General features: G+C 65.0%; 20 protein-coding genes and 1 pseudogene. 8 read left to right on the plus strand and 13 right to left on the minus strand.

Translation table 11 applies throughout. From position 1 onward, the window contains the following. Positions 1 to 344 precede the first annotated feature (344 nt). Together ACCQ07_RS00080 and ACCQ07_RS00085 are read left to right on the plus strand one after the other, a co-directional pair. Positions 345 to 1,070 carry a helix-turn-helix transcriptional regulator gene (locus tag ACCQ07_RS00080; protein WP_372363665.1) on the plus strand — a complete coding sequence of 242 codons (726 nt, stop codon included), beginning with the start codon at positions 345 to 347 and terminating at the stop codon, positions 1,068 to 1,070. 49 nt (positions 1,071 to 1,119) lie between these two features. Beyond that, positions 1,120 to 1,485 carry a DUF1330 domain-containing protein gene (locus tag ACCQ07_RS00085; protein ID WP_003482184.1) on the plus strand — a complete coding sequence of 122 codons (366 nt, stop codon included), beginning with the start codon at positions 1,120 to 1,122 and terminating at the stop codon, positions 1,483 to 1,485. Between the two features lie 117 nt (positions 1,486 to 1,602). Here the strand turns inward: ACCQ07_RS00085 and ACCQ07_RS00090 are convergent, their stop codons facing one another. The 3 genes from ACCQ07_RS00090 to ACCQ07_RS00100 all read right to left on the minus strand — a co-directional run bounded on the left by ACCQ07_RS00090 (position 1,603) and on the right by ACCQ07_RS00100 (position 5,248). Continuing rightward, positions 1,603 to 2,730 (minus strand): PA0069 family radical SAM protein, encoded by a 1,128-nt coding sequence (locus ACCQ07_RS00090; protein ID WP_136733095.1) that lies wholly within the window; start codon positions 2,728 to 2,730, stop codon positions 1,603 to 1,605. A gap of 195 nt (positions 2,731 to 2,925) precedes the next feature. Continuing rightward, a complete protein-coding gene (locus ACCQ07_RS00095) occupies positions 2,926 to 3,627 on the minus strand; it encodes a 2OG-Fe(II) oxygenase (protein WP_136733094.1) in 702 nt (233 codons plus the stop codon). Between the two features lie 280 nt (positions 3,628 to 3,907). After that, positions 3,908 to 5,248 (minus strand): outer membrane protein transport protein, encoded by a 1,341-nt coding sequence (locus ACCQ07_RS00100; RefSeq protein ID WP_011345782.1) that lies wholly within the window; start codon positions 5,246 to 5,248, stop codon positions 3,908 to 3,910. A 218-nt stretch (positions 5,249 to 5,466) separates the two neighbouring features. Between ACCQ07_RS00100 and ACCQ07_RS00105 the strand changes: the two genes are divergently transcribed. The 3 genes from ACCQ07_RS00105 to ACCQ07_RS00115 all read left to right on the plus strand — a co-directional run bounded on the left by ACCQ07_RS00105 (position 5,467) and on the right by ACCQ07_RS00115 (position 7,580). Next, positions 5,467 to 6,159, plus strand: a complete 693-nt coding sequence (locus ACCQ07_RS00105; protein WP_003482177.1) for a rhomboid family intramembrane serine protease — start codon at positions 5,467 to 5,469, stop codon at positions 6,157 to 6,159. A 108-nt stretch (positions 6,160 to 6,267) separates the two neighbouring features. Beyond that, positions 6,268 to 6,588: a DUF1820 family protein gene (locus ACCQ07_RS00110; protein ID WP_008572943.1), complete on the plus strand. Its 321-nt coding sequence runs from the start codon at positions 6,268 to 6,270 to the stop codon at positions 6,586 to 6,588. Continuing rightward, a complete protein-coding gene (locus tag ACCQ07_RS00115; RefSeq protein ID WP_372363666.1) occupies positions 6,588 to 7,580 on the plus strand; it encodes a D-2-hydroxyacid dehydrogenase family protein in 993 nt (330 codons plus the stop codon). Before ACCQ07_RS00110 ends, ACCQ07_RS00115 begins: the two co-directional genes overlap by 1 nt. A gap of 166 nt (positions 7,581 to 7,746) precedes the next feature. On the opposite strand, the gene ACCQ07_RS00120 is transcribed toward ACCQ07_RS00115, so the two are convergent. Further along, entirely contained in the window at positions 7,747 to 9,276 is a 1,530-nt protein-coding gene (locus tag ACCQ07_RS00120; protein WP_372363667.1) for a S41 family peptidase, read from the minus strand. Between the two features lie 104 nt (positions 9,277 to 9,380). After that, positions 9,381 to 10,679 carry a murein hydrolase activator EnvC family protein gene (locus tag ACCQ07_RS00125; protein ID WP_170922844.1) on the minus strand — a complete coding sequence of 433 codons (1,299 nt, stop codon included), beginning with the start codon at positions 10,677 to 10,679 and terminating at the stop codon, positions 9,381 to 9,383. Positions 10,680 to 10,776: 97 nt separating this feature from the next. On the opposite strand from ACCQ07_RS00125, the gene ACCQ07_RS00130 reads away from it, so the two are divergent. Both ACCQ07_RS00130 and ACCQ07_RS00135 read left to right on the plus strand, forming a co-directional pair. Then, a complete protein-coding gene (locus ACCQ07_RS00130) occupies positions 10,777 to 11,433 on the plus strand; it encodes a DUF4097 family beta strand repeat-containing protein (protein WP_008572935.1) in 657 nt (218 codons plus the stop codon). A gap of 161 nt (positions 11,434 to 11,594) precedes the next feature. After that, on the plus strand, positions 11,595 to 13,391 hold the full coding sequence (locus tag ACCQ07_RS00135) for a M28 family metallopeptidase (protein ID WP_029818099.1): 1,797 nt from the start codon (positions 11,595 to 11,597) through the stop codon (positions 13,389 to 13,391). Positions 13,392 to 13,704: 313 nt separating this feature from the next. On the opposite strand, the gene ACCQ07_RS00140 is transcribed toward ACCQ07_RS00135, so the two are convergent. From ACCQ07_RS00140 to ACCQ07_RS00165, 6 genes and pseudogenes are all read right to left on the minus strand, one after another. Beyond that, positions 13,705 to 14,148 (minus strand): PepSY domain-containing protein, encoded by a 444-nt coding sequence (locus tag ACCQ07_RS00140; protein WP_011345787.1) that lies wholly within the window; start codon positions 14,146 to 14,148, stop codon positions 13,705 to 13,707. A 292-nt stretch (positions 14,149 to 14,440) separates the two neighbouring features. Beyond that, a complete protein-coding gene (locus ACCQ07_RS00145; protein WP_127166456.1) occupies positions 14,441 to 15,574 on the minus strand; it encodes a glycoside hydrolase family 5 protein in 1,134 nt (377 codons plus the stop codon). 274 nt (positions 15,575 to 15,848) lie between these two features. Continuing rightward, complete coding sequence (locus tag ACCQ07_RS00150; RefSeq protein WP_146200096.1) at positions 15,849 to 16,136, minus strand: hypothetical protein; 288 nt, start codon at positions 16,134 to 16,136, stop codon at positions 15,849 to 15,851. 66 nt (positions 16,137 to 16,202) lie between these two features. Then, positions 16,203 to 17,255, minus strand: coding sequence for a glycoside hydrolase family 5 protein (locus ACCQ07_RS00155; RefSeq protein ID WP_109290582.1), 1,053 nt, complete (start codon positions 17,253 to 17,255; stop codon positions 16,203 to 16,205). A 132-nt stretch (positions 17,256 to 17,387) separates the two neighbouring features. After that, positions 17,388 to 17,789: pseudogene (locus tag ACCQ07_RS00160) on the minus strand (hypothetical protein); the annotation flags it as partial. Positions 17,790 to 18,022: 233 nt separating this feature from the next. Then, on the minus strand, positions 18,023 to 19,096 hold the full coding sequence (locus ACCQ07_RS00165) for a glycoside hydrolase family 5 protein (RefSeq protein ID WP_372363668.1): 1,074 nt from the start codon (positions 19,094 to 19,096) through the stop codon (positions 18,023 to 18,025). 308 nt (positions 19,097 to 19,404) lie between these two features. On the opposite strand from ACCQ07_RS00165, the gene ACCQ07_RS00170 reads away from it, so the two are divergent. Further along, positions 19,405 to 20,463: an NAD(P)-dependent alcohol dehydrogenase gene (locus ACCQ07_RS00170; protein WP_184423030.1), complete on the plus strand. Its 1,059-nt coding sequence runs from the start codon at positions 19,405 to 19,407 to the stop codon at positions 20,461 to 20,463. Positions 20,464 to 20,547: 84 nt separating this feature from the next. On the opposite strand, the gene ACCQ07_RS00175 is transcribed toward ACCQ07_RS00170, so the two are convergent. Both ACCQ07_RS00175 and ACCQ07_RS00180 read right to left on the minus strand, forming a co-directional pair. Next, positions 20,548 to 20,949: a hypothetical protein gene (locus ACCQ07_RS00175; RefSeq protein ID WP_126952716.1), complete on the minus strand. Its 402-nt coding sequence runs from the start codon at positions 20,947 to 20,949 to the stop codon at positions 20,548 to 20,550. Positions 20,950 to 21,411: 462 nt separating this feature from the next. Continuing rightward, a complete protein-coding gene (locus tag ACCQ07_RS00180) occupies positions 21,412 to 22,893 on the minus strand; it encodes a glutamate synthase small subunit GltD family protein (RefSeq protein WP_031420468.1) in 1,482 nt (493 codons plus the stop codon). Between the last annotated feature and the right edge of the window lie 26 nt (positions 22,894 to 22,919).

Consider the following 22,919-nt stretch of genomic DNA (forward strand, 5'->3'; position numbering starts at 1 on the left):
TTGGCGGCGGCGGCACGCAAACGCAGCCGATACCGGCCTGCACGCGCCGGTGCCCTCGAGCCGGCAAGACCTGCCCGTTCTGCAGGCGTCGGTCGCATGCCCGGGCGCTTCCAGCCCTGGATGGCATTCGCCAGAGCGGGCTGCAGCGCTGGCGGCCAACCTGCCGGGGAAGCGCCGAATGGGGCGCCGATACCGCGTTGCGCGCCGTGCCCCAGGCGGCAAGCCTGGGCCGCAGCGCACGCGGTGCCTCCACGCGCCATCGGACGCTTCGCACTCACCTCAAAGTACATGACACGCTCTAGGATGAGCGCCGGAATGCAAGGCTGTCGCGCGAAGGCTGATGGATGTCCAGGACAACCCGCCTGTTTGAACTGCTTGGCCTGCTGCGCGCGCACAGACGGCCGGTGTCGGCAGCTGCGCTGGCGTCCGAGTTGGGGGTATCGCAGCGAAGCGTCTACCGGGATATCGACACCTTGCGCGCGCTCGGTGCGCCGTTGGAGGGCCAAGCCGGCGTTGGCTATTACCTGAAGCCGGGATTCTTCCTGCCATCGCTGGCGTTTTCGCAGGAGGAACTGGATGCGGTCATGCTGGGCCTGGATTGGGTCAAACAACGCGCCGATCCTGCCTTGGCCAGATGTGGTGAAAGCGCGCTGGCGAAGATCTTGTCTGCCAGAAGGCACGGCGATGGCGCCGGCACAGACATGGCGCCAGCGGCGATTCTGACCGCCGCTTCCACATCCGAGTCGGTCGATCATCCGCAGACCGCCGTGTTGCGCGAGGCCATTCGGCGGCAATGCAAACTGGCGATCGGCTATGTCGATGCGCACGAGACGCCCTCCGAGCGCATCGTCTGGCCGATCGCCCTGGTGTATTTCGACGACGTACGCGTCCTGGCGGCCTGGTGCGAGCGCCGCTGCGCGTTCCGGCATTTTCGTGTCGATCGGTTGCAGGTGCGGGCACTGCTGCAAACGCGTTACCCGCAGTCGCGCCAGGCGTTGGTGAAGCAATGGCGAGAGCAGGACCGCGACTGGCGTTTGCTACTGACAGTTTCTGACAGGCCGCAACGCTAGCGTGTGTTGGCCGCTTCCACTGCGAGGAAGCCAGACCAAGGAGACTGACATGGTTGCGTTTTTACCCGATGCGCTCGGTGCGTTCCTGGATGACGAGGACACCTCGGCGATCGTCATGTTGAACCTGATTCGCTTCCAGGCCGATGGTGGCCGCGAGCGCTATCACCAGTATCTGCGGTTGGCCACGCCCATCCTGGCCCGGTTCGGCGCGCACATTGTTTTCAGTGGCGATGGCCTGCCGGTGCTGACCGCGGGCCAGGCACAGCCGTGGGATGCGGTCACGCTGGTGCAGTATCCGGGTCGATCCGCCTTCAAGCAGATGATTGCCGATGCGGAGTATCAGCACGCCTTCGAGGTGGGACGTTCGGCAATTGCCGAGATCGTGCTGCAACCCTTCCACGGCATCACGCTGTAGCCCTCTGCTGGACGCGTTGCAGCGCGTTTGCCGGCGCTGGCGCATTGGTCCTGCTGCCGAACGCGTTGCCTGCGCGTCGGGGCCAAGGCCACTGCAGGCAGCGCGGACCCGGCAGGATCAGAACAAGTCCAGCTGCGGCGTGTCCGGTCTGGGTGGACGGAACTGCGTGGTATCGAGCCTGGGCAGCCGCCCGAATCCAAGGCGCCGATACGCGATGGAAAACCGCTGCGCGATCAGTTCTGCAAATGGGCCTTCGCCGACCATGCGCTTGCCGAAGCGGCTGTCGTAGTCCTTGCCGCCGCGCATCTGCTGGATCAGGCTCATGACATGCTTGGCACGATCGGGATAGTGCAGCTCGAGCCACTCGCGCCATAACTGGGTGAGCTCGTGCGGCAGGCGCAGCAACACGTAGCCGGCCGAACGTGCGCCGTGGGCTGCGGCTGCGTCCAGGATGCGCTCCAGTTCCTTGTCGTTGATCATCGGGATGACCGGAGCGACCAGCACGCCCACCGGTACGCCGGCAGCGTGCAGCGCCTGCATCGCGCGCAGTCGCGCGTGCGGCGCGGCGGCGCGCGGCTCCATCTTGGCCGCGAGGCGATTGTCGAGCGTGGTGACCGAGAAATACACCGACACCAGGTTGTGCTGCGCCATCTCGGCCAGCACATCGATGTCGCGTTCGATCAACGCTGCCTTGGTCACGAAGCTGACCGGGTGACGGGCCTGCGCAAGCACTTCCAGGCATTGACGGGAAATGTGCAGGCGCCGCTCGGTGGGCTGGTAGGCGTCGGTATTGATCCCCAACGCGATCGGCGAGCACTGGTAGGACGGGCGTGCGATCTCTGCGCGCAGCAGCGCTGCCGCATTCGGCTTGGCGAAGATCCGCGTTTCGAAATCCAGCCCTGGCGACAGATCCAGATACGCGTGCGAGGGCCTGGCAAAGCAGTACACGCAGCCGTGCTCACATCCCCGGTACGGGTTCACCGACTGCGAGAAGCCGATGTCGGGCGAGTTGTTGCGGCTGATGATGCTGCGCGCGATTTCCTCGGCCACCACGGTCTTGGGACGCATGGCGGCCTCGCCGTCGGCATCGAGCGCGCCCCAGCCATCGTCTATCTCGACGGCGGTGGTGACCGCGAAGCGGCCGGGCACGTAGGCGGTGGTGCCGCGCCCCTTGATGACCGTGCGCGAGCTGCGGACATCGCGCTCAGCTGCCGCGCTCGCGCCGGGGAAAGAGTTCTTCTGCATGCCGTTAGTATTCTTACTAACCAAGCCTGGTGCAAGCGACGTGTACCGGTCCGAGGAGCGAGCACAACTGCTACGACGCGATGCAGGGCGCAGTCGCAGCGGGGGAATGGAGAATCGGGAAACGGGAATCGGCAAAGCAACAGCAACAGCAGAAAGCGCCGCCGTTGCGATTCCCCATTCCCTATTCCCGATTCCCTAATCCCCGCCGTAAAGCGCCTGCGCCGACTGAAACAGAATCCAGCTAGTGGCAATGAACTTGTCGCCGCCGACCGGGCGGTTGCCGCGGTGGGTGTGGGTGAAGGCGGTGGGAGCGATCAGCAGGCTGCCGGTGCGTGGGCGCGCCTTGCGTTGCTGGAACAGGAATTCGGTTTCGCCCTGCTCGAATTCCTCGTTGAGATACAGCGTCCACAGCAGATGCCGATGCAGCGTGTCGGCATTGGCATCGCGCGGATACAGCTCGCAATGCCAGTACGGGTAGCCGCCCTGGTCGGCGGTATACCACTGCAGATTGATCGCACCCGGGCGCAGGCAGGTGCGTGCCAGATCGCCCAGCGCCTGGTCGCTCATCTGCACGATATCCTCGGCCACCAGGCGATGCGCTGTGCCATCGGCCGTGGTGACCTGCAGCATCAGCGGTGAAATCAACGCCTGCGGATACTGCCGCAGATACGTGAGCACGCCATCGAACACGGCCTGTTGCAGGCGGTTTTCCACTTCCGCCCATTCGGTCATCCCACTGATGCGCAAGTCGCGGCTGTGTTTGAGGTCGGGAAAGACGCCGCCACCGATGCGGCCGGGATGCAGCTGCTGGCTCTGGCGCATGCGCTGCACGATGGCCACGCACTCTTCGCGCGCGATGGCGTTGTCGGTGATCTGGATGAAGTCGGGTTGGCTCATGCGCCTGACCATAGCAATCCGGCGCGCCGGCTGCAGCGTTCGACAGGCCTTGCGTGCCGGCGGGATCAGCACGCGAAGTTGTCGGGATCACCCGTGTGTGGCCCGGTAGCGTCACCGCGCACGGTGGGCAAGCGCGGTGCCGAGGCGATGTGTCCTGCCTGCTTTGCTTGTTGCTTGTTGCTTGTTGCCCGTTGCCCGTGTCGTGGGTGGAGCATGCAAGGCGCCAAAGAAAAACCCCGCCGAAGCGGGGTTTTTCGTCACGCAACGCGTGCTGCGGCGATCAGAACTTGTAGTTGATCGAAGCGGCCAGCACGTCGCCCTTCACGTCGTAGCTGCCGGCCAGACGGTCGCCGGTGGCGCTGCGGGTGTCGCTGGTCGGGTCGCTGGTGAACAGGTGGGTGTAGCCGAAGTTGTACTCGGTCTGCGCCGACGGACGCCAGCTCATGCCCAGCGAAACCCACTTGCGGCTCGCGTCCGGCACGCGCACGTCGCGGTGTTCGGCCGTGGTCGGGGTCTGGTCGTACGCCAGGCCGCCGCGCAGGGTCACCGTGTCGCTCATGCGGTAGTCGGCACCGATCGAGGCGAAGGTGGTGTCGCGGTAGGAGAAGTCCAGCACGCTGTCGGGCTGGTTGGAGGCGAAGTCCACGGTCACCTGGTCGAACTTGCTCCAGGCGGTGCGGGTGACGTCGGCCATGATCGACCACTGCTCGTTCACGTTATGCGTGAAGCTGGCGGTGGCGCTGGCCGGCAGCTTGACGGTGGCGCGGCCCTTGGTGTCGACGAAGGTACCCGGCGCGGCTACGCCCAGCACGGCAGCAGCACTGCCCGGCACGGTGAAGTCGGCGGTGCCGTCGGTGATCTTGTGTTCCACCTGCGAGCGGTAGCTGAAGCCGATGTGGGTGTTCTCGTCGATGCTGAACAAGCCGCCCAGGGTGAAGCCCACTTCGGTGCTGTCGCCCTTGATGCGCGAGTAGCCATCGGCGCTGCCCGGCGCGAAGCCCGGCACGCGGCGCGCAGCCAGCACGCTGCCGAAATCCACGGCGTTGGCCAGGTCGATATCCAGACGCTCGGCGAACACCGAGGCACCGAAGGACACGTACGGGTTCACGTCATAGGAGAACGCGACGTTGAAGTCGATCGCCTGCAGCTCGGTCTTGGTGCCGTGGTAGCGGCCGACCCAGTCGCGGTCGTATTCGGTCTTGAAGCCGAACGGCACGGTCAGCGAGGTGCCCAGGTGCATGTTGTCGTTCTCGCCGAACGGCACGTGGAAGTACATCGCCGGGACCGGCGCGATCATGCCGGCGTCGCCGCCGTTGCCGCCGGAGACCGGAGCGCCGTTGGCGTAGGCCGCGGTGTCGGGCTGGAACTTGGCCGAGAAGCTGATGGCGCTGACGTCGGCCTGGAACAGGCGACCGTCCAGCTGGCGCATGCCTGCCGGGTTGTTGGCGATGATGGAGGCATCATCCGGGGCGCTGCCCGAACCTGCGAATGCGCGGCCAAGGCCCTTGGCGCTGTTTTCCTTCAGCTGGAACGCGGCGCCGTGCGCCTGACCAACGGCCAGCACGCCAGCGATACCGACGGCCAACAGGGTGGCGCGGCTGAGAGTGGAAGCGGTAGACATAAGTTGTAGCTCTCCGGATAAGGACTGCAATGGTCGGTTCAGCGCCCGCGTCCAGCACCAATCCAGTGCCCGGAGCGCGCCGGAGACCCCCCCCCGACATACGACGCCGTACGCAGTATACCCATGACGATTAACCGAACAATAACGAGGCGCGCGCTGAACGTGCCGTCAGGTTAGGGCTGGGTTCAGCAGCGTGGACCGGCTATTGTCGCCGTCCGATGTTCGTCTCTCTTCCTTCCCGCAAGAAACCCACCCCGCGCTGGGCAGTGCCGTTGCTGTTCGCCACGGTGTGGCTGGCGTATCTGTGGTCGATCAGCCGGCCGGGCGAGGCGCGCAATACGTTGTGGCTGGACTGGGGCGCGCTCTCCAGCGGGGTCTCCAATCTGGGCGACTGGTGGGCCACCTTGCGCGACGGCAGCGTGCTGCGCCTGTTCACGGCGCTGTTCCTGCACGCGGACTGGTCGCATCTGCTCGGCAACCTGGTGTTCCTGCTGATCTTCGGGCTGCCGGCCGAACGCATCCTGGGCCCGTGGCGGTTGTTGCTGCTGTTTCTGGTCGGCGGCGCGGCCTCCAACCTGGCGGCGATCTTTGCCATCGGCACGCCGGACCGGGTGATCATCGGCGCCTCGGGTGCGGTGTCGGCGTTGATCGGCACGTATCTGGCGCTGTTTCCGGGCGCCAAGCTGGGCGTGGTGCTGCCGCTGGGCGTGTTTCTGGAATTCATTCGTGTGCCGGCGCCGCTATTGATCGGCGCCTGGGCACTGCTGCAGGTGGTGTTCGCCTATATCGGCCCGGCGTTCGGCATGGTGGCGTGGTCGGCACACATCGCCGGCTTCGTGTTCGGCATCGTGTACGGCCTGTACGTGCGCGCGGCGATCGCGCGGCGGCTGCGCAAGCGCCACGGTTTCTGAGCCGCGCAGCATCCGGGCTGTAGCGGCAGGCCGCACCCCATGCGTGGCCGAGGTACCGGCACGATGCCGCGCACGTCGCTGTCCAGGCGCGCGCCTATAATCGTGTGCATGTCCAAGTCTCTGTACAAAGTCACCTTCCTCAATCACGGCAAGGTGTACGAGCTCTACGCGCGTGAGGTCACCGGCAGCCATCTGTGGGGCTTCAACCAGATCGGCGAGCTAGTGTTCGACGTGCACGACGGGCTGGTGGTGGACCCCACCGAAGAACGCCTGCGCGAGGAATTCGGCAATACCAAGACCTTGCACCTGCCGATGCAGAGCATCGTGCGGATCGAAGAAGTGGAGAAAAAAGGCCAGTCGGTGATTCGCGATGCCACCACCGGCGACAAGGTGGTCACCCCGTTCCCCTCGCCGATCAAGCCACGCTGATGCGCATTGTGGTGCCCGACGACTACCAGGGCGCCGTCGCTCAGCTGCCCTGCCTGCAGCAGATGCAGGGCCACCCGGTGCAGGTGCTGGGCGCGTTGGGCGAGGAGCTCGACGCGCGTGCCGCATCTCTGGCCGACGCCGACGCATTGGTATTGATCCGCGAACGCACGCGCGTGGATGCGGCGCTGCTGCAACGGCTGCCGCGGTTGAAACTGATCAGCCAGACCGGGCGCGTTGGCGCGCATGTGGATGTGGCGGCGTGCACCGCATCGGGTGTGGCGGTGGCCGAAGGCGTCGGCTCGCCGGTGGCGCCGGCCGAGCTGACCTGGGCGCTGATCCTGTCGGCCAGCCGTCGGCTGACCGACTACCAGCATGCATTGCAGCAGGGACGCTGGCAGGCGCTTGGCGATCCCGGCCTGGGCCGCGTGCTGCATGGGCGCACGCTGGGGATCTGGAGTTATGGGCGGATTGGCCAACGCGTGGCCAGCTTCGGGCGCGCGTTCGGCATGCAGGTGCTGGTGTGGGGCGGGCCGGCATCCTGTGCGCAGGCAGCGCGCGATGGGTTCGCGGTTGCGGGCAGCCGCGAGGAACTGTTCGAACGCAGCGACGTGCTGTCGCTGCATCGGCGCCTGACTGCGCAGACACGTCATGACATCACCGCACAGGATCTGGCGCGCATGCGCGCCGACGCGTTGCTGGTCAACACCAGTCGTGCCGAGTTGATCGCCCCTGGCGCCCTGCTCGCTGCGTTGGACGCGGGCCGGCCGGCGCAGGCCGCGCTGGATGTGTTCGAGCACGAGCCGGTGCTGGACCCGCGCGATCCGCTGCTGCGGCATGCGCGCGTGCTGGCGACACCGCATCTGGGGTACGTGGAGCGCGACAGCTACGCGCTGTATTTCGCCGCGGCGTTCGATAACGTGCTGGCGTTCGCGGCGGGCACACCGCGCAACCTGGTCAATCCTGAGGTGTTGGCAACAACCCAGCGGGTGTGATTCCCCGCTGGGTGAGCGCGGCCTGGAAGCAGCCGACCAGCCGCGCGCGCTGCTGCCAGGTGAGCGGCGATTGATGTTGGGTGCCGCATGCACCACTCCCACACCAATCCTTTGCGAGACGACCAAACCCGCCTGACGACGGGCCACGACGTTGCATGGGCCGCTCTTAGTTGCCCGGTTCGGTGGACGCTGGCGTGTCCTTTGGCGGCCCCGGCTGCACCGGTTCGGCTGGCGCTGCGGGTGCAGTGGCCGGCTTGGCCTTGCCTGCCGGTTCGGCCGATGTGGGCTTGTCCGTGGTCGCCGGGCGCGCTGCGGCGGGCTTGGGATCGGCACCGGTCGTGGCTGGCTTGGCCTTCTGCGCGGCGTGCGCCTTGGCTTTGCGTGCAGCCTGCGCCTTGGCGACGGAGCCGGGTTGCTTGAGTTCGGCCAGGGCTTCGGCGATCGGGCCGTCGCCCGGCAGCACGTCGCCGGCGCTGTAGCCCTCTTCGCCTTCGTCGTCGCCGCGCAGGTGGCCCGGCAAGGTGGCTTCGCTGTAGTCGGTCAGGCTGGCCGGCACATCGGCATCGCCGGGCTGCGGTTCGGGGGTGAGCAGTACGTCCGGCACGATGCCGCTGGCCTGGATCGACTTGCCGCTGGGGGTGTAATAGCGCGCGGTGGTGAGCTTGACCGAGTCGCCGTTATCCAGCGGCAGCACGGTCTGCACCGAGCCCTTGCCGAAGGTGCGACTGCCGATGATGCGTGCGCGCTTGTTGTCGCGCAGCGCGCCGGCCAGCACTTCCGACGCACTGGCCGAACCGGCATCCACCAGCACCACGACCGGTGCGCCGCTCAGCAGATCGCCCGGGGTGGCGTCGAACTTGGCATCGCTGATCGAGATGCGCCCGCGCGTGCTGACGATATTGCCCTTGTCCAGCAGATCGTCGGCCACCTGCACCGCCGAGGTCAGCAGACCGCCGGGGTTGCTGCGCAGGTCCAGCACCAGCCCGCGCAACTTGCCGCCGGCCTGCAGCTGCTTGAGGTTCTTCTGGAAATCGGCACCGGTGTCGGCCTGGAAGGTGCTGATGCGGATGTAGCCGTAGCCCGGCTCCAGCAGCTTGCTGCGCACGCTGGCCACGCGGATGGTTTCGCGCTGAAGGGTCACATCGAACGGCTTGGGCGTCTTGTCGCGCATGATGGTCAACACGACCTTGCTGCCGGATTCGCCGCGCAGCGGCTCCATCGCCTTGCTGGCATCGATCGGCTTGCCGTCGATGGCCACGATCACATCGCCGGCGCGGATGCCGGCGCGCGCGGCCGGGGTGTCGTCGATCGGCGCGATCACCTTGAGGGTGTTGTCCTGCTGCTGTAGCAATTCCACGCCGATGCCGTCGTAGGCGCCGGTGGCCTGTTCGTCGAAGGCTTCGGCATCTTCCTTGTCGAAATAGGTGCTGTGCGGGTCCAGGTCCGAGAGCAGGCCGCGCACGGCGGAGTGCATCAGCTTCTTGTCTTCGACCGGGTCGACGTAGGCCTGCTTGACCGCGTTGTAGACCGCCACGAAACGGCGGATCTCATCCAGCGGCACCTTGGAAACAGCGGCTTCATTGGCTTCCGGATCGTCCGCGCTGGCCTGGGCGGCGGCGGGGCCGGCCTTCTGCGCCCAACCAGGCGACGCGAACAGGGCCAGCGACAGGGCAACGGACAGGACGGCTACGCGCATGAAGCACTCCGACAAAGAGATAAGGCGCCCCGCAGCGCGGAGCTGACCGGATTATGCGCGAAGCAGCGGTAAATCCGCGTTGAATCGCGGGCGGTGCGCGGCGCTCAGCGGCGTTGCAGCCAGCTCGATGGATCCACCGGCTGCCCGTTGCGTCGCAATTCGAAGTACAGCGCCGGCACGCCCTGCCCGCCCGAACTGCCGACCTTGGCGACCGCGTCGCCACGTTTGATCGATGCGCCGGCATCGCGCAGCAAGGTGTCGTTATGCGCATACAGGCTCATGTAGCCGTTGCCGTGGTCCACGATCAGGATCATGCCGTAGCCGGTCATCCAGTCGGAAAACACCACCGTGCCATCGGCCACTGCGGTCACGGTGGTGCCCTTGGGCGCGCCGATCAGCACGCCCTTGCTGGTGTGGCCATCGGGCAAGGTGGCGTTGAAGCGCGCCAGCAGATTGCCCGCCACTGGCCAGCTGAGCCCACCGACCTTGGGGGCCGGTGCGTTGGCGACCACCTTGGGCGGGGTCTTGCCGGGGCGATCGGAACGCTCGGTTTTGCTGCGTTTGGCCTGCGCGGCGGCTTCGGCGGCAGCGCGTTTTGCGGCAGCGCGCCGTTCGGCTTCGGCCTTGGCGGCCGCTGCGCGCAGATTGGCGAGCAGTTGTTCCAGCGCCTTGGCGTCCTGGCCGATTGCCTTTTCGCGCTCGGCGCGCTGCTTGTAGCGATCGTCCAGCTGCGCGACGGTGGCCGCCTGTTGCGAGCGGTCCTTCTGCAGCGAGGCCGCCTGCGCCTTCTGCTGCGCGCGTGCGGCATCCAGCGCCTGGCGCCGGGTGGCGATGTCCTGTTCCACTTTCGCAAGGGCATCCAGTTGCGTGGTCAGGGCGTGGATGCGTTGCGCACGTGCGTTTTGCACATAGCGGTGATCGGCCAGCATGCGCGTGGCATCGCCCACCGTGTCCTGCGACAGCAGCACCTTCAACGGTGCATTGCGGCCCACCTGATCGGCAGCGCGCAACAATGCCGCCAGCTGCGTGCGCTGGCTCTGCAGGCCGCGCTGCAACTGCGCGCGTTCCTGCTGCAGGGTGGACAGATGCTGTTCCTGCGCGCGCATCGCCGCTTCGGTTTCGCTCAAGGCGCGTGCGGTCTTGGCCACTTTCTCGTCGGCCTGGCGTAGCTGTTGCGCAGCAGTGCCGCGTTTGCCTTCCAGTTCGCGCCGATCGGCGCTGATGGTCTTGAGCTCATCGCGCAGCTGCTGCAGTTTGCGCTCGGTCTCGCGCTGGCTCTGCGCGCTTGCGCCCACGCTGCCCAGCAACGTGCAGGCCAGCACACCCGCCGCCAGCCACATCCGCCCACGGCCGGTGGCGGGAGCGAGCGGCAGGCGCGGCAGCGGTGCGGACGAAGGGGGCAACGAAAGATCCAGTGACTTCAGGCAGGTGCGCGATTGTAGCCAAGCATGATGTGATCGCCGCCACGCCCCAGACTACCGCCGCCGCGCGAGGTTCAGCATGAAGCCCCAAATTCTCCTCCTGGCACTGTCACTGGTCTGCACGAGCGCCTGGGCCGAGGAGGACGTCAGCAAGGTCAACGGCAAGATCAGCGCAGATGCCGGCAAGACCTACGGCGCCCTGGAAACGGTCAACGGCTCCATCGAGATCGGTGCCGGTGCGCAAACCAAGAACGTGGAAACCGTCAATGGCGGCATCCGCATCGGCGACAACGCGCGCACCGGTGGCGTGGAAACGGTCAACGGCTCGATCACGCTGGGCCAGAAAGTCACCGTGTCCGGCGGGCTGGAGACGGTCAACGGCAGCATCCTGGCCGAGCGTGGCAGCCAGATCAGCGGCGGCGTGGAAACGGTCAATGGCAGCATCGGGCTGGTGGGAACCGAGCTCGGCAAGGGCATCGAGACGGTCAACGGCGACATCACTGTCGGGGTGGGGTCGCATGTGCGCGGCGGCATCGAAGTGAGCAAGCCGAGCTTCGGTTTTTCGTTCCAGCCCTCGCGCAAGCCGCGCGTGGTGATCGGCCCGGATGCGGTGGTCGATGGGCCGTTGCACTTCGAGCGCGAGGTCAACCTGTACGTGCACCGCAGCGCCAAGATCGGCGCGGTGAGCGGCGCCACCGCGCGCAGCTTCGATAGCGACGTCGCACCGAAGGACTGACCGACGCAGCACGCACCTGCCGGTGCGTGCGCCGGATCCAGGGCGCCCGCTCCAGGCGCCCTGCCCGGCCCGCCATGCAACCGCAGCACACGCAGCCGCGCGCTCACCCCGCCGTCCGACGCACGCTCTAAGATCGGGATTCCGCCGCACGAGGAGTTCCGATGCCCCGCAAGATCCTGTTGTGCCTGGCCGCGACGCTGGCCCTGGCCGGCTGCAAACGCGAACCCGCCGCTGCGCCCGGTGCGCCTGCCGCGCAGACGCCGACCGAGAGCGCGCCCACCGCGCCGGTCAGCCGCCACACCTTCTCCCCGGAAATGACCACGGGCGACTTCGCCGAACTGGTCAAGACACTGGCGTCGGACGACTTCGAAGGCCGCGGCCCGGGGACGCCGGGCGAAGAAAAGACCGTGACCTACATCCGCGACCAGATGCAGCGCATCGGGCTGCAGCCGGGCAATGGCGACAGCTGGTTCCAGGAAGTGCCGATGGTGGAAACCACCGCCGATGCATCCACCGCGCCCAGCCTGCGCAGCGGCGAGCAGACCCGCACCCTCGCCTTCGGCACCGACATCGTGGTCGGCACGCGCTCCGGCCAGGCCGAGGTCAAGCTGGACAACAGCGAGCTGGTGTTCGTCGGATACGGCGTGGACGCACCCGAGCAGCAGTGGAACGACTATGCCGGCCAGGAGTGGAAGGGCAAGACGGTGGTGATGTTCGTCAACGACCCGGGCTTCCACACCGACGATGCCAAGTTGTTCGATGGCAAGCGCATGACCTACTACGGGCGCTGGACTTACAAGTTCGAAGAAGCCGCACGCAAGGGCGCGGCTGCGGCGTTGATCGTGCACGACACGCCCGGCGCCAGCTACGGCTGGGACGTGGTGAAAAATTCCTGGTCCGGCCCGCAATACGACTTGCCGGCCAAGGACGACCCCGACCCGCGTCTGCCGGTGCAGGGCTGGATCAGCGCCGAAACCGCCAAGCAATTGTTCGCCAACGCCGGATTGGACCTGGCGCAGGCCTACAAGGACGCCAGCAAGCGCGGCTTCAAGCCGGTGCCGTTGAAGGCCAGCTGGTCGGTCGATCTCAAGAGCACCATCGCGGCCAAGACCTCGCGTAATGTGGTCGGCGTGCTGCCGGGCACCAGCCACGCCGACGAGGCGGTGCTGTACATGGCGCACTGGGACCACCTGGGCAAGCATCCGGGCGAACGCGGCGACAACATCTACAACGGCGCGGTGGACAACGCCACCGGCGTGGCCGGCATCCTGGAAATCGCCGATGCATTCGCGCACCAGGATCCCAAGCCGGCGCGCTCGGTGGTGTTCCTGGCGGTCACGCTGGAAGAATCGGGCCTGCTCGGTTCCAAGTATTACGTGGCCAACCCGAGCTTCCCGCTGGACAAGATCGCGGCGGTGATCAATCTGGATGCGATGTCGGTGGCCGGGCGCGCACGCGATGTCACCGTGGTGGGCATGGGCAGCTCGGAGCTGGAGGACATCCTCAAGCCGATCGCCGCCATGCAGGGGCGCACCCTGCACGCAGAAGCCACCCCGCAAAGCGGCTCGTACTTCCGCTCGGATCACTTCAACTTCGCCAAGGCCGGCGTGCCGGCGTTGTATGCCGATGGCGGCGAAGACCTGCGCGAGGGCGGCACTGCCGCCGGACGTGCCGCGGCCGAGGACTACGGACGCCATCGCTATCACGCCCCGGGCGACGAATACGACGCCGCCACCTGGAAGCTCGATGGCACCATCGAAGACCTGCAGGTGGTCTATGGCGTGGGCAAGGAGGTCGCTGCCGGCGAACGTTGGCCCAACTGGTACCCCGGCAACCCGTTCAAGGCCGCGCGCGATCGCATGATGGCCGGCAAGCCTGGCGCGAGCGCGGCGAGCGCGCAGCCGGCCGACGCTGACAGCGCGGCCACGCAAACGCACAAGGCCCAATCTCCACGCTGAGGCCGCCGCGCCGTCACTGCCGCACGGTGTGGCACGACTGCATCAGCGACCTGCCTTGCGCGACCATCGCCGGAAACCAGCTGTTACGCAAAAGGCCTCCCACCGGAGGCCTTTTGCATTGTTGCCTCATATGAGGCCTCTGGCGATCAGCCACGCCACATCGTGCAGCTGCGATCTTGCGCGATCAGGGGCCTGCTGCACTGACCTTACATCTCAGCCCATGGATGGGACGCATGGCCATGCGGCAATCGCGCATGCTCTGCGACGCTCGATCTACCCTACCCGCCTGGCAGGCGAACGAGACGTGCGCCACTCAATCGTTCTCCACGCTCACCACGTGACCGTCTTCCGGATCCACGTGCAGTTCGACTTTCTGCCCGTTGCGCTTGGCATCGGCCTTCCACAGGCCATCCTTGAACTTGAGGTCGTGCACATCGGCATAGCCGCCGGTGGAGAGCGACGCGCGCACGTCGGCTTCGCTGAGCTTGGAGGTGGTCTGGTCGCCATAGACGCGGCCGGTCACCGGATCGATGTGCACGTCCACGTCCTTGCCGTCGCCGCTACGCGCGTCTGCCGTCCAGACGCCATGCTCGAACTTGACGTCGTGCACCTTGGTGTAGCCCTTTGCGGTGAGCATGCTGGTGACCTCACCGGAGGTGAGCGCCTTGGCCGGCTTGTCGGCCGCCTGTGCCAACGCACCCTGCGACAGCAAGGCAAGGGCGCCGATCAGTGCGGTCTTCATCAATCGCTGTGTCATGGGAATGCTCCTGCAGTGAAGTGCGCTCATGCTGGAGGGCGGCCTATCGCCATCAGGTGAAAAACGGGCAAGCGGCCGCAACGAAAGTTCAGTTAGCTGAAACGCCGAGGTGCTTGCTCACCTGCGATGCACGCGATGTTTACATCGACGCGGATGTTGCGGCTGAGCACGCATCGTGTGTTATCCACGATCGCAATCGCAGCAACGTGCGTGTGCTTCTCACCTTGCCAACGCCGTGTGCCCGCGCGCTGCGTGCGCTGGAAAAGCCGCCTTGCGGCGGCTTTGCTTGGCATCAGCGTGTCGTGCGTGCAGCGGATGTGCTTGTTGCCGAGGTCGATGCAGCGGAGCTGCGCGCTGCGGCAGTCGCAACCGGCGCACGCGTGGCGAGTGCGGCCTGTGGCGACAGGATCGCCATCTGCGGCTTGTCGGTGCCGTCCTTGTTGGGGTGCACGTTGTACGCGTAGCTGAGGTTCCACCACGAACCGGCCGCCCACCAGGTCCAGCCCAGCCACACGTCTGCATTGGTTTCCATGTGTGCCAACATGCCTTGCAGCGCCTGGTTGCACACCGCATTGTTGGCGGTGCCGAATTCGCCCAGAAAGCCGCGCTTGCGGTTGGTGCGCAGCCACTGCGTGAAGTTGCGCAGGCGCTCGGCGCCGATGGTGCTGCTGACACAGGTGCTGCTGGTGCCGCTGGAATCGGCATCCAGATACTGGTGCACTTCGAAGGCGTAGCGATTGAGCGGGTCGTAGATGGCGGTCAGCGCGGTGGCGTTGGAATAGCCATCGCTCGTGGGGGAATACCAACTGTGCGCGCCGGTCCACAATGCGCCGGGCACCAGAATCAGGTTATTGGCACCGGTCCTGCGGATGGCATCGATGGCGGCCTGCGCTGCGCCGGCCCATTCGCTGGCCGAAATATTGTTGGGCTCATTCATCAGCCCGAACATCACCGCGTTGTCGCTGTTGAATGCCAGTGCCAGACGACGCCAGAGATCGGTAAACGTGGCCACCGGTACTTCCGGGCCGCCGATCTTGTAGCCGTAATACTTGGCGTAGTTGTGGATATCGATGAGCAGATACATACCGGCTGCCTTGGCGCGTGCCACCGCCTGCTGCAGCAACGCGAGCTGTGCCGGGTCCAGTTCGCCGTTCGCGGTGGGCTGCAGCCGCTCCCACAGGATCGGCAGGCGGATGGTATTCATGCCGACACCGGCGAAATAGGTGTAATCGTTGGTCGCGGGGTACATATAGTCCTTGTTGAGGACTCCGGGCTTCTTGGACGATGCGTACTCGGCACCTGAAAGATTGACGCCGGCATAGGTGAGCGCGCGCGTCTGCGCGTGGGCCAGCGACAGGCTACCGAACACGATGAAAAGCAGCGTAGAGCGCAGTAGCGCGCGCAACGAAAAGCAGACAGCAGACATGACACAACTCCTCAGACGGGGGCGATGCGGGTAAGTGCATGCGCGTTACGTGCGATGCACTGCATCGGTCTAAGTCAATGCATCAGCCGTGCCCAATTGCTGCCGGTGGCCAGTTCAGCGCCAATATGCGAACTGCATCGCAGTCACACTCTGCAAAGTGCGTTGTCGAGATTGATAGGCCGCACAAAAGCGCCAGATATGGGCCGGTATTTGCGCAAGTGCGGCGTGGGTTCGTCCGTGCTGTCGACTTTGCGTCGTATAGAAGCGCCTGCCGTCAGTGGCATGACGTCATGTCCATGACGCCATGCCGCATTGAAGTGCAACCGAGGTTGCAGGCATAGGCTGCCTCGATCTTTCCGCGAAAAGACCAGGAAAAGTGTCCGATCGCGATAATGCTCAGCCCGGTAGAAAGCGCGCTCGCTACCGGATGGAAGAGCGACGTGTGATGACGATTGCCTGCGGCGCCCGCACGTGCCTGCACTGGCGCTATCGTTGCCAACAGCAGCGACAGCACCCGCGTGCAGGCGTCAGGCGGGCGCGGCAGGCGCTTGGCGTGGATCACCTACGGTGTGGTTTGCGTGCCATCCGCGCCCAGCTGACGACTATTTGCTGGGCGCGTTGGTCGCGCTTAATCGGTAATCCGGCGCGCACGTGGGCTCAATATCGACATTTGCGGCTTGTCGCGCCCCTGCGCATCCGGTTGCACGTTGAACGGATACGCCCTGCTCCACCACGCGCCTGCCGCCCACCAGGACCAGCCCATCCACACATCGCTGTTGGATTCCATGTAGCCCAGCATGCCGTTGAGCGCGAGATTGCAGGTGACCGTGTTGCCGGTACCGAACTCGGCAAGAAACCCGCGTTTTTTGTTCAGGCGCAGCCATTCGGTGAAACTGCGCAGGCGCTCGACTCCGATCGTGGCACTGACGCACCCGCCGCTGGTGCCGCTGGAATCGGCATCCAGATATTGATGCGCTTCGATGGCATACCGATTGAGCGGGTCGCGAATGGATGCCATCGCCACTGCATTGGATTGCCCGGCCACTGTGGAGTACCAGCTATGCGCGCCTGTCCATAACGCACCCGGCACCAGAATCAGATTGTTTGCACCGGTTTTACGAATGGTGTCGATCGACGCCTGCGCGGCTCTTGCCCACGCTTGCGGATCGATGTCGTAAGGCTCGTTCATCAGCCCGAAGATCACGGCGTTGTCGCTCTTGAAGGCGATCGCCAGCCGTCGCCATAGATCGTTGAAGGTGCTGATCGGCACTTTCGTGCTGCCGATGGTGTGGCCGTAATACTTGGCGTAGTTGTGCACATCCACGATCACGTACATGTTGGCCGCCTTGGCGTTGGCGACCGCCTGCCGGATCAACGCCAGCTGCGCCGGATCCAGCTCGCCGCCCGCTTTTGGCTGCAGCCGTTCCCACAGGATCGGCAGGCGAACCGTGTTCATGTGCTTGCCGGCGAAGTAGGCGTATTCGTCGGCCGCCGGATAGTGATAATCGATGTTGAGCACGCCGGGTTTTTGTGAGGATTTGATCTCGGCGCCGGATAGATTGATGCCTGCATACTTCAGGCCGGAAGTGCTTTGCGCCTGCGCGAGCGGCATGACGGCAAGCAATAGCAAAGACAGCGCGCGGCAACGCGGCCGGCGCGTACGCGTGGTGAGGGATTTCATGGGGGAACTCCTGAGACTTCTGCGTGCGAAAGACCTGTGCAAGGACGGCGCGCTGATGCGGGTATGAGCTCGTTCGATGTAAGACAGCAACGCGTCCATCACCAGACTAGGCGTATACGCCCGCACAAACCACGGTTGAGAGGGATCAATCGGCCAAGCTGTGCAGTGACCCGCAGTTCTTGTGTTAGAGCGCGCACGCATGGCGCGAACGTACCGCACCGTTTGCACACGCTTCGAACAGTGGCGCGCATCGCCTGCGCGATGGCGTGCTGTACATCGCGGGCGAATGCAGCTGCATTCGTGCAATGCCTCTGCGCTGCAGCGCCTATCTGTCCATCACGATGGGTTGCCTGATTGGCGATGCTGTCGCCGGGCAATGCCAGCCACAGCGGCAGACAGTGCGCAGGTGTAGTGCGGACGTCGACGCGATAGCGCGGATTGGATGAGATCGCTCGCGCGTCGTCCATGCATCGTGGCGCGCAGGCGTCGCATCAGGGCGTCGCCGAGACGGCAGCCTCGCACTGCAAGTTGCACCAGCGCATGGACGATATGGCCAGCGCTCGATACCGGGCTGTTGCATGCCATCGAACAGCGCACATCGGCAACACGCAGCGCGTGAGCTGGCGCGCGATTGCCTCTGCCTTCTGCTGCCCGCAGCGAGCCAGCGGCGGTCTGCCCTTCTCCGAAGCAGGCGGCCCCACGCGCTGCGGCAATGACAAAAAAGTGGCCGCAACACTGGTTGCGACCACCTCTGGCTGCGCCGCTGCTTACTTGCCGGCGCGGCGTGCGTACTTGCTCAGGATCGCCATCTGCGGCTTGTCGCTGCCGTCCTTGCCCGGTTGCACGTTGAAGGGATAGTCCGGCTTCCACCACGCGCCCGCCGCCCACCAGGTCCAGCCCAGCCACACGTCGCTGTTCTTTTCCATGTAGGTCAGCATGCCTTCCAGCGCCTTGTCGCAGACCGGATTGTTGGCCGTGGCGAATTCGCCCAGAAAGCCCTTCTGCTTGTTCTCGCGCAACCACGAAGTGAAGCCCTGCAGCTTTTCTTGGCCTACCGAGTCGCTGGTGCACACCGGCTTGGTGCCGCTGTAGTCCTTGTCCAGGTACTGATGCGCTTCGAAGGCCAGGTTGTTGCCCGGGTCCTTGAGGATTTCCAGCGCCTTTGCGTTGGAGACGCCGTAGCTGGTGCTGCGCCAGCTGTGTGCGCCGGTGTAGGCGGTGCCCGGCACCAGGATCAGGTTCTTCGCGCCGGTCTTGCGGATCGCGTTGATCGCCCCCTGCGCGGCATTGGCCCAGTCGGGTGCGGAAATGCCATTGGGCTCGTTCATCAGCCCGAAGATCACCGCCTTGTCGTCCTTGAACTCCAGCGCCAGCCGGCGCCACAGATCGGCCAACGCGCCGGCCGGCACATCGCTGGTGCCGATGCGCTTGCCGTTGTACGTGGCGTAGTTGTGCAGATCCAGGATCAGGTATTGCTTGTTGGCCTTGGCTGCTTCAAGCGACTTCTTGATCAAGCCCAATTGGGCCTGGTCCAGCGGGCCATTGAGCTCGGGCTGTACGCGTTCCCACAGGAACGGCAGGCGGATCGTATTCATGCCCTTGCCGGCGAAATAGCTGAAATCCGAGGCGGCAGGGTAGGTGTAGTCCTTGAACAAGGTGCCAGGCTTCTTGCGCGAGTTGAACTCGGCGCCGGACAGATTGACGCCGACATACTTCAGGCCGGCGGTGTCCTTCTTCGGGCCGGGCGGCTCCTTGGCCTGGACCAGTGGGGTGGCGGCGAGCAAGGTCAACGCGAGCGCGGCGATGCGCAAGCGGGGAAAGTGCGGGGGAGTGCGGAACATGGGAGTCTCCTTCGGCATCGACGTGGGCGGCCGCGGGGGAGGGCACGGCCAGCGCAGATGGTGCAGCGCCATCTGCTGCTGCGTGAGTCTGGGAGCTCGCACGTTAGTGCGCCATTCACGCGCATGGCGCGGATTTGACCGCGTGCGAACACGCGCAAGGCGCATCATGCCGCTGCGCTCGCGTTCGCAAGAGACCAGGTAAGACGCACTGTCGCAGGAGTGCGACATCCGCGCGTTTTAAGCTACCGACCCTTTCTTCCCGTTGTTGGCGCGCCTTGCCGACGACGCAACACCCCCGGAGTTTTCCCATGAGCACAGCCCACGCCTACGCTGCCCAGGCCGCCGATCAACCACTTGCCCCGTTCGTGTTCGAACGCCGCGCGCCCGGCCCCAACGACGTGCAGATCGACATCGCCTACTGCGGCGTGTGTCACTCGGACCTGCATACCGCACGCAACGAATGGCACAACACGCTGTACCCCTCGGTGCCCGGCCACGAGATCGTCGGCCGCGTGACCGCCGTCGGCAATGCGGTCACCGGTTTCAAGGTCGGCGACCTGGCCGGTGTCGGCTGCATGGTCGACAGCTGCCGCAGCTGCGCCTCCTGCCAGGAAGGCGAAGAACAGTATTGCGAACAGGGGTTCACCGGCACCTACAACGGGCCGATGTTCGGCGGCGGCGAGAACACCTACGGCGGCTATTCCGACCATATCGTGGTCGACCAGAAATACGTGCTGCGCATCACCCACAGCGACAACCTGGCCGCGGTGGCACCGTTGCTGTGCGCCGGCATCACCACCTATTCGCCGCTGGCACACTGGAAGGTGGGTCCGGGCCAGAAGGTGGGCGTGGTCGGCCTGGGCGGCCTGGGCCACATGGCGGTGAAGATCGCCAAGGCGATGGGCGCCACCGTGGTGTTGTTCACCACCTCCGAGAGCAAGCGCGCCGATGCGCTGCGCCTGGGCGCCAGCGAAGTGGTGATCTCCAAGGACGAAGCGCAGATGGCTGCGCAGTACAACACCCTGGACTTTATCCTCAACACCGTGGCCGCGCCGCACAACCTGGACCCGTTCCTCAACGCGCTCAAGCGCGACGGCGCCATGGTGCTGGTGGGCGTGCCCGAGCAGTCGCACCCGTCGCCGGCGGTGTTCAACCTGGTGATGAAGCGCCGCACCCTGGCCGGCTCGCTGATCGGCGGCATCCGCCAGACCCAGGAAATGCTGGATTTCTGCGCCAAGCACAACATCGTCTCGGACATCGAAACCATCCGCGCCGACCAGATCAACGAGGCCTACGAGCGCATGCTCAAGAGCGACGTGAAGTACCGCTTTGTGATCGATATGGCCACGCTGGATAAGGCGGCCTGAGTAGTTGTTACGTCACGCTGTAATGTTGCCGTCTGCGTCGCTGTCGATGCGGACGGTAATACACCTCGCTACTCTGCTGGCGAGCTAATCAACGATGTGGATAGAGGGTTCCTTTGTGCATAGAACGTTGATGCACTCAGAGTGGTCAGCGATGAAAAACTCCATAACTTCGCCGTAGAATCCTGTTGGAATATACGACTCAAGTACTTCATCGTGCTGGCTCCAACCGCCAAAGAGAACCTGTGAGACGGTTGCTCCCTCTATCTCATCAAATGATTCCATATTGCAGCGCCAGAATTCAGAGAAATCGCGTTCGTCCAGTATCTTTACGCCGACCACATCGCTAAAAATGATTTGGACAGTCCTATTAGAGGCATGGGCGGTCAAGTGTACGACGCAGCAGTTTTTTTCATAAACGATTTTCGAAACTGATGTGTACTCAGGTAAAACTGAGCTAGGCAGGCTCCGCAAGGTTAATTTCTTCATGTCTACGTCTAATCGACCCGAGTCTCGGTTTGGCTTGTAGTGATTCTCGTTGAAGCCGAACGTGTAGAACCCGGCAAAACAAGACGTTGATTTCGCAAAACCAGCAATAATCGCCTGAATAGTGGTCGGGCTGTTGAGTGATTCCGAAACGAGTTCCTTCAGATGAATCGATGCAAAGTGCCGTGCACTTCTCTCTCACCAGGCTGCCACACGCTTCGACGGAGAGAAGCGTACGGGCAGCGCAAGGTTATGTGACATGCCCAAGCTAAGAGCGCAGCTTGCCTGTACCCTCGGGCATCATTGAGTTCGTTGATCTTTAGATGTCGAATGCGAGGCGCAACGTCCAGCTCAGGTATTGCTAGTTCTATCTCACGTAGCTCTTGAGGCGCGACTTCGGGGTCTCTGTAGGAAAGATTCTTCGCCTTGCTGAGCTAGGCGCGATCCATATGCTCCTCATCACCCTCATGCCGCAGCCGGCTCCTTGACCTGCGCGTTCACCCCCAGCAGCTGCACGATGCTTCCCGCCGCATCGCGGCCTTCGGCCACTGCGGTGACCACCAGGTCCGCACCGCGCACGCAGTCGCCGCCGGCGAACAGGCGCGGGTTGCTGGTCTGGTAGGGCAGGCGGCCGTTGCCGTCGGCCGGGGCGACGATGCGGCCGTTGCTGCCGGCTTCCACGCCCTGCGAGGCCAACCAATCGGGCAGGGTGGGCGAGAAGCCGAAGGCGATGATGACCACGTCCGCTTCCAGCAGCGATTCGCTGCCTTCCACCGGCACCGCATTGCGGCGGCCGCTGGCGTCGGGCTCACCCAGCTTGGTTTCCACCACGGTCACGCCGATGGCTTCGTCGTCGGCGCCGGATTCGATCGACAGCGGCTGGCGGTTGAACAAAAAGCGCACGCCTTCTTCGCGCGCGTTGGCCACCTCGCGCGCCGAGCCGGGCATGCTGGCTTCGTCGCGGCGATACGCGCAGGTGACCTTGGCCGCACCCAGGCGAATGGCGCTGCGCACGCAGTCCATGCCGGTATCGCCACCGCCCAGCACCACCACGCGCTTGCCGGCGAGGTCGGGCAGGGCGAGCTGGTCTTCCCAGCCGGCGATCGGCCGGCCGTGCGGGTCGTTGCCGCTGACGATGCGGCTGTTCTGCACCAGGAACGGCAGCGCCGGCAGCACGTTCTTCAGGTCCTGCCCGGGCAGGCCGCCGTCGGTGTAGCGATACGCGCCGGTCCCTAAGAACACCGCGTCGTATTCGCCCAGCAACTGCTCGATGCTGACGTCGCGGCCGATCTCCACGCCCAGGCGGAACTGCACGCCCATGCCTTCGAGGATCTCGCGGCGCTTGCCGATCACCGACTTGTCCAGCTTGAAGCTGGGGATGCCGAACTGCAGCAGCCCGCCGATCTGCTCATAGCGGTCGTAGACCACCGCCTCGATGCCGGCACGCGCCAGCCGGTCCGCACACGCCAGCCCAGCCGGGCCGGCGCCGATCACCGCCACGCGGTGGCCGGTCGGCTGCACGTTGCCCAGATCCGGGCGCCAGCCCATCTTGAAGGCGGTGTCGACGATGTACTTCTCCACCGCGCCGATGGTGACTGCGCCGAATTCCTCCAGCGTGCAGCTGCCTTCGCACAGGCGGTCCTGCGGACACACCCGCCCGCACACTTCCGGCAGCGGGTTGGTGGAATGGCATAGCGCGGCGGCTTCCTCGATGCGGTTTTCCTGCACCAGCTGCAGCCACTGCGGGATGGCGTTGTGTACCGGGCATTTCCAGCTGCAATACGGGTTACCGCAGTCCAGGCAACGGCCGGCCTGGTATTGCGCATCGGCCTTGTCGAACTTGCCGTACAACTCGCCCCAGTCGCCGGAGGTGCGCAGTTCCACCGGAATGCGCGTGGGCATGGTCCGGGGCAGGTCGAGGAATTGGAAGGCTTGCTTGCGGCTCATAGGGGCTGGGATTCGGGAGTTGGGAT

The sequence above is a fragment of the Xanthomonas sp. NCPPB 3583 genome (assembly GCF_041475715.2).
GTDB classification, from domain to species: domain Bacteria; phylum Pseudomonadota; class Gammaproteobacteria; order Xanthomonadales; family Xanthomonadaceae; genus Xanthomonas; species Xanthomonas euvesicatoria.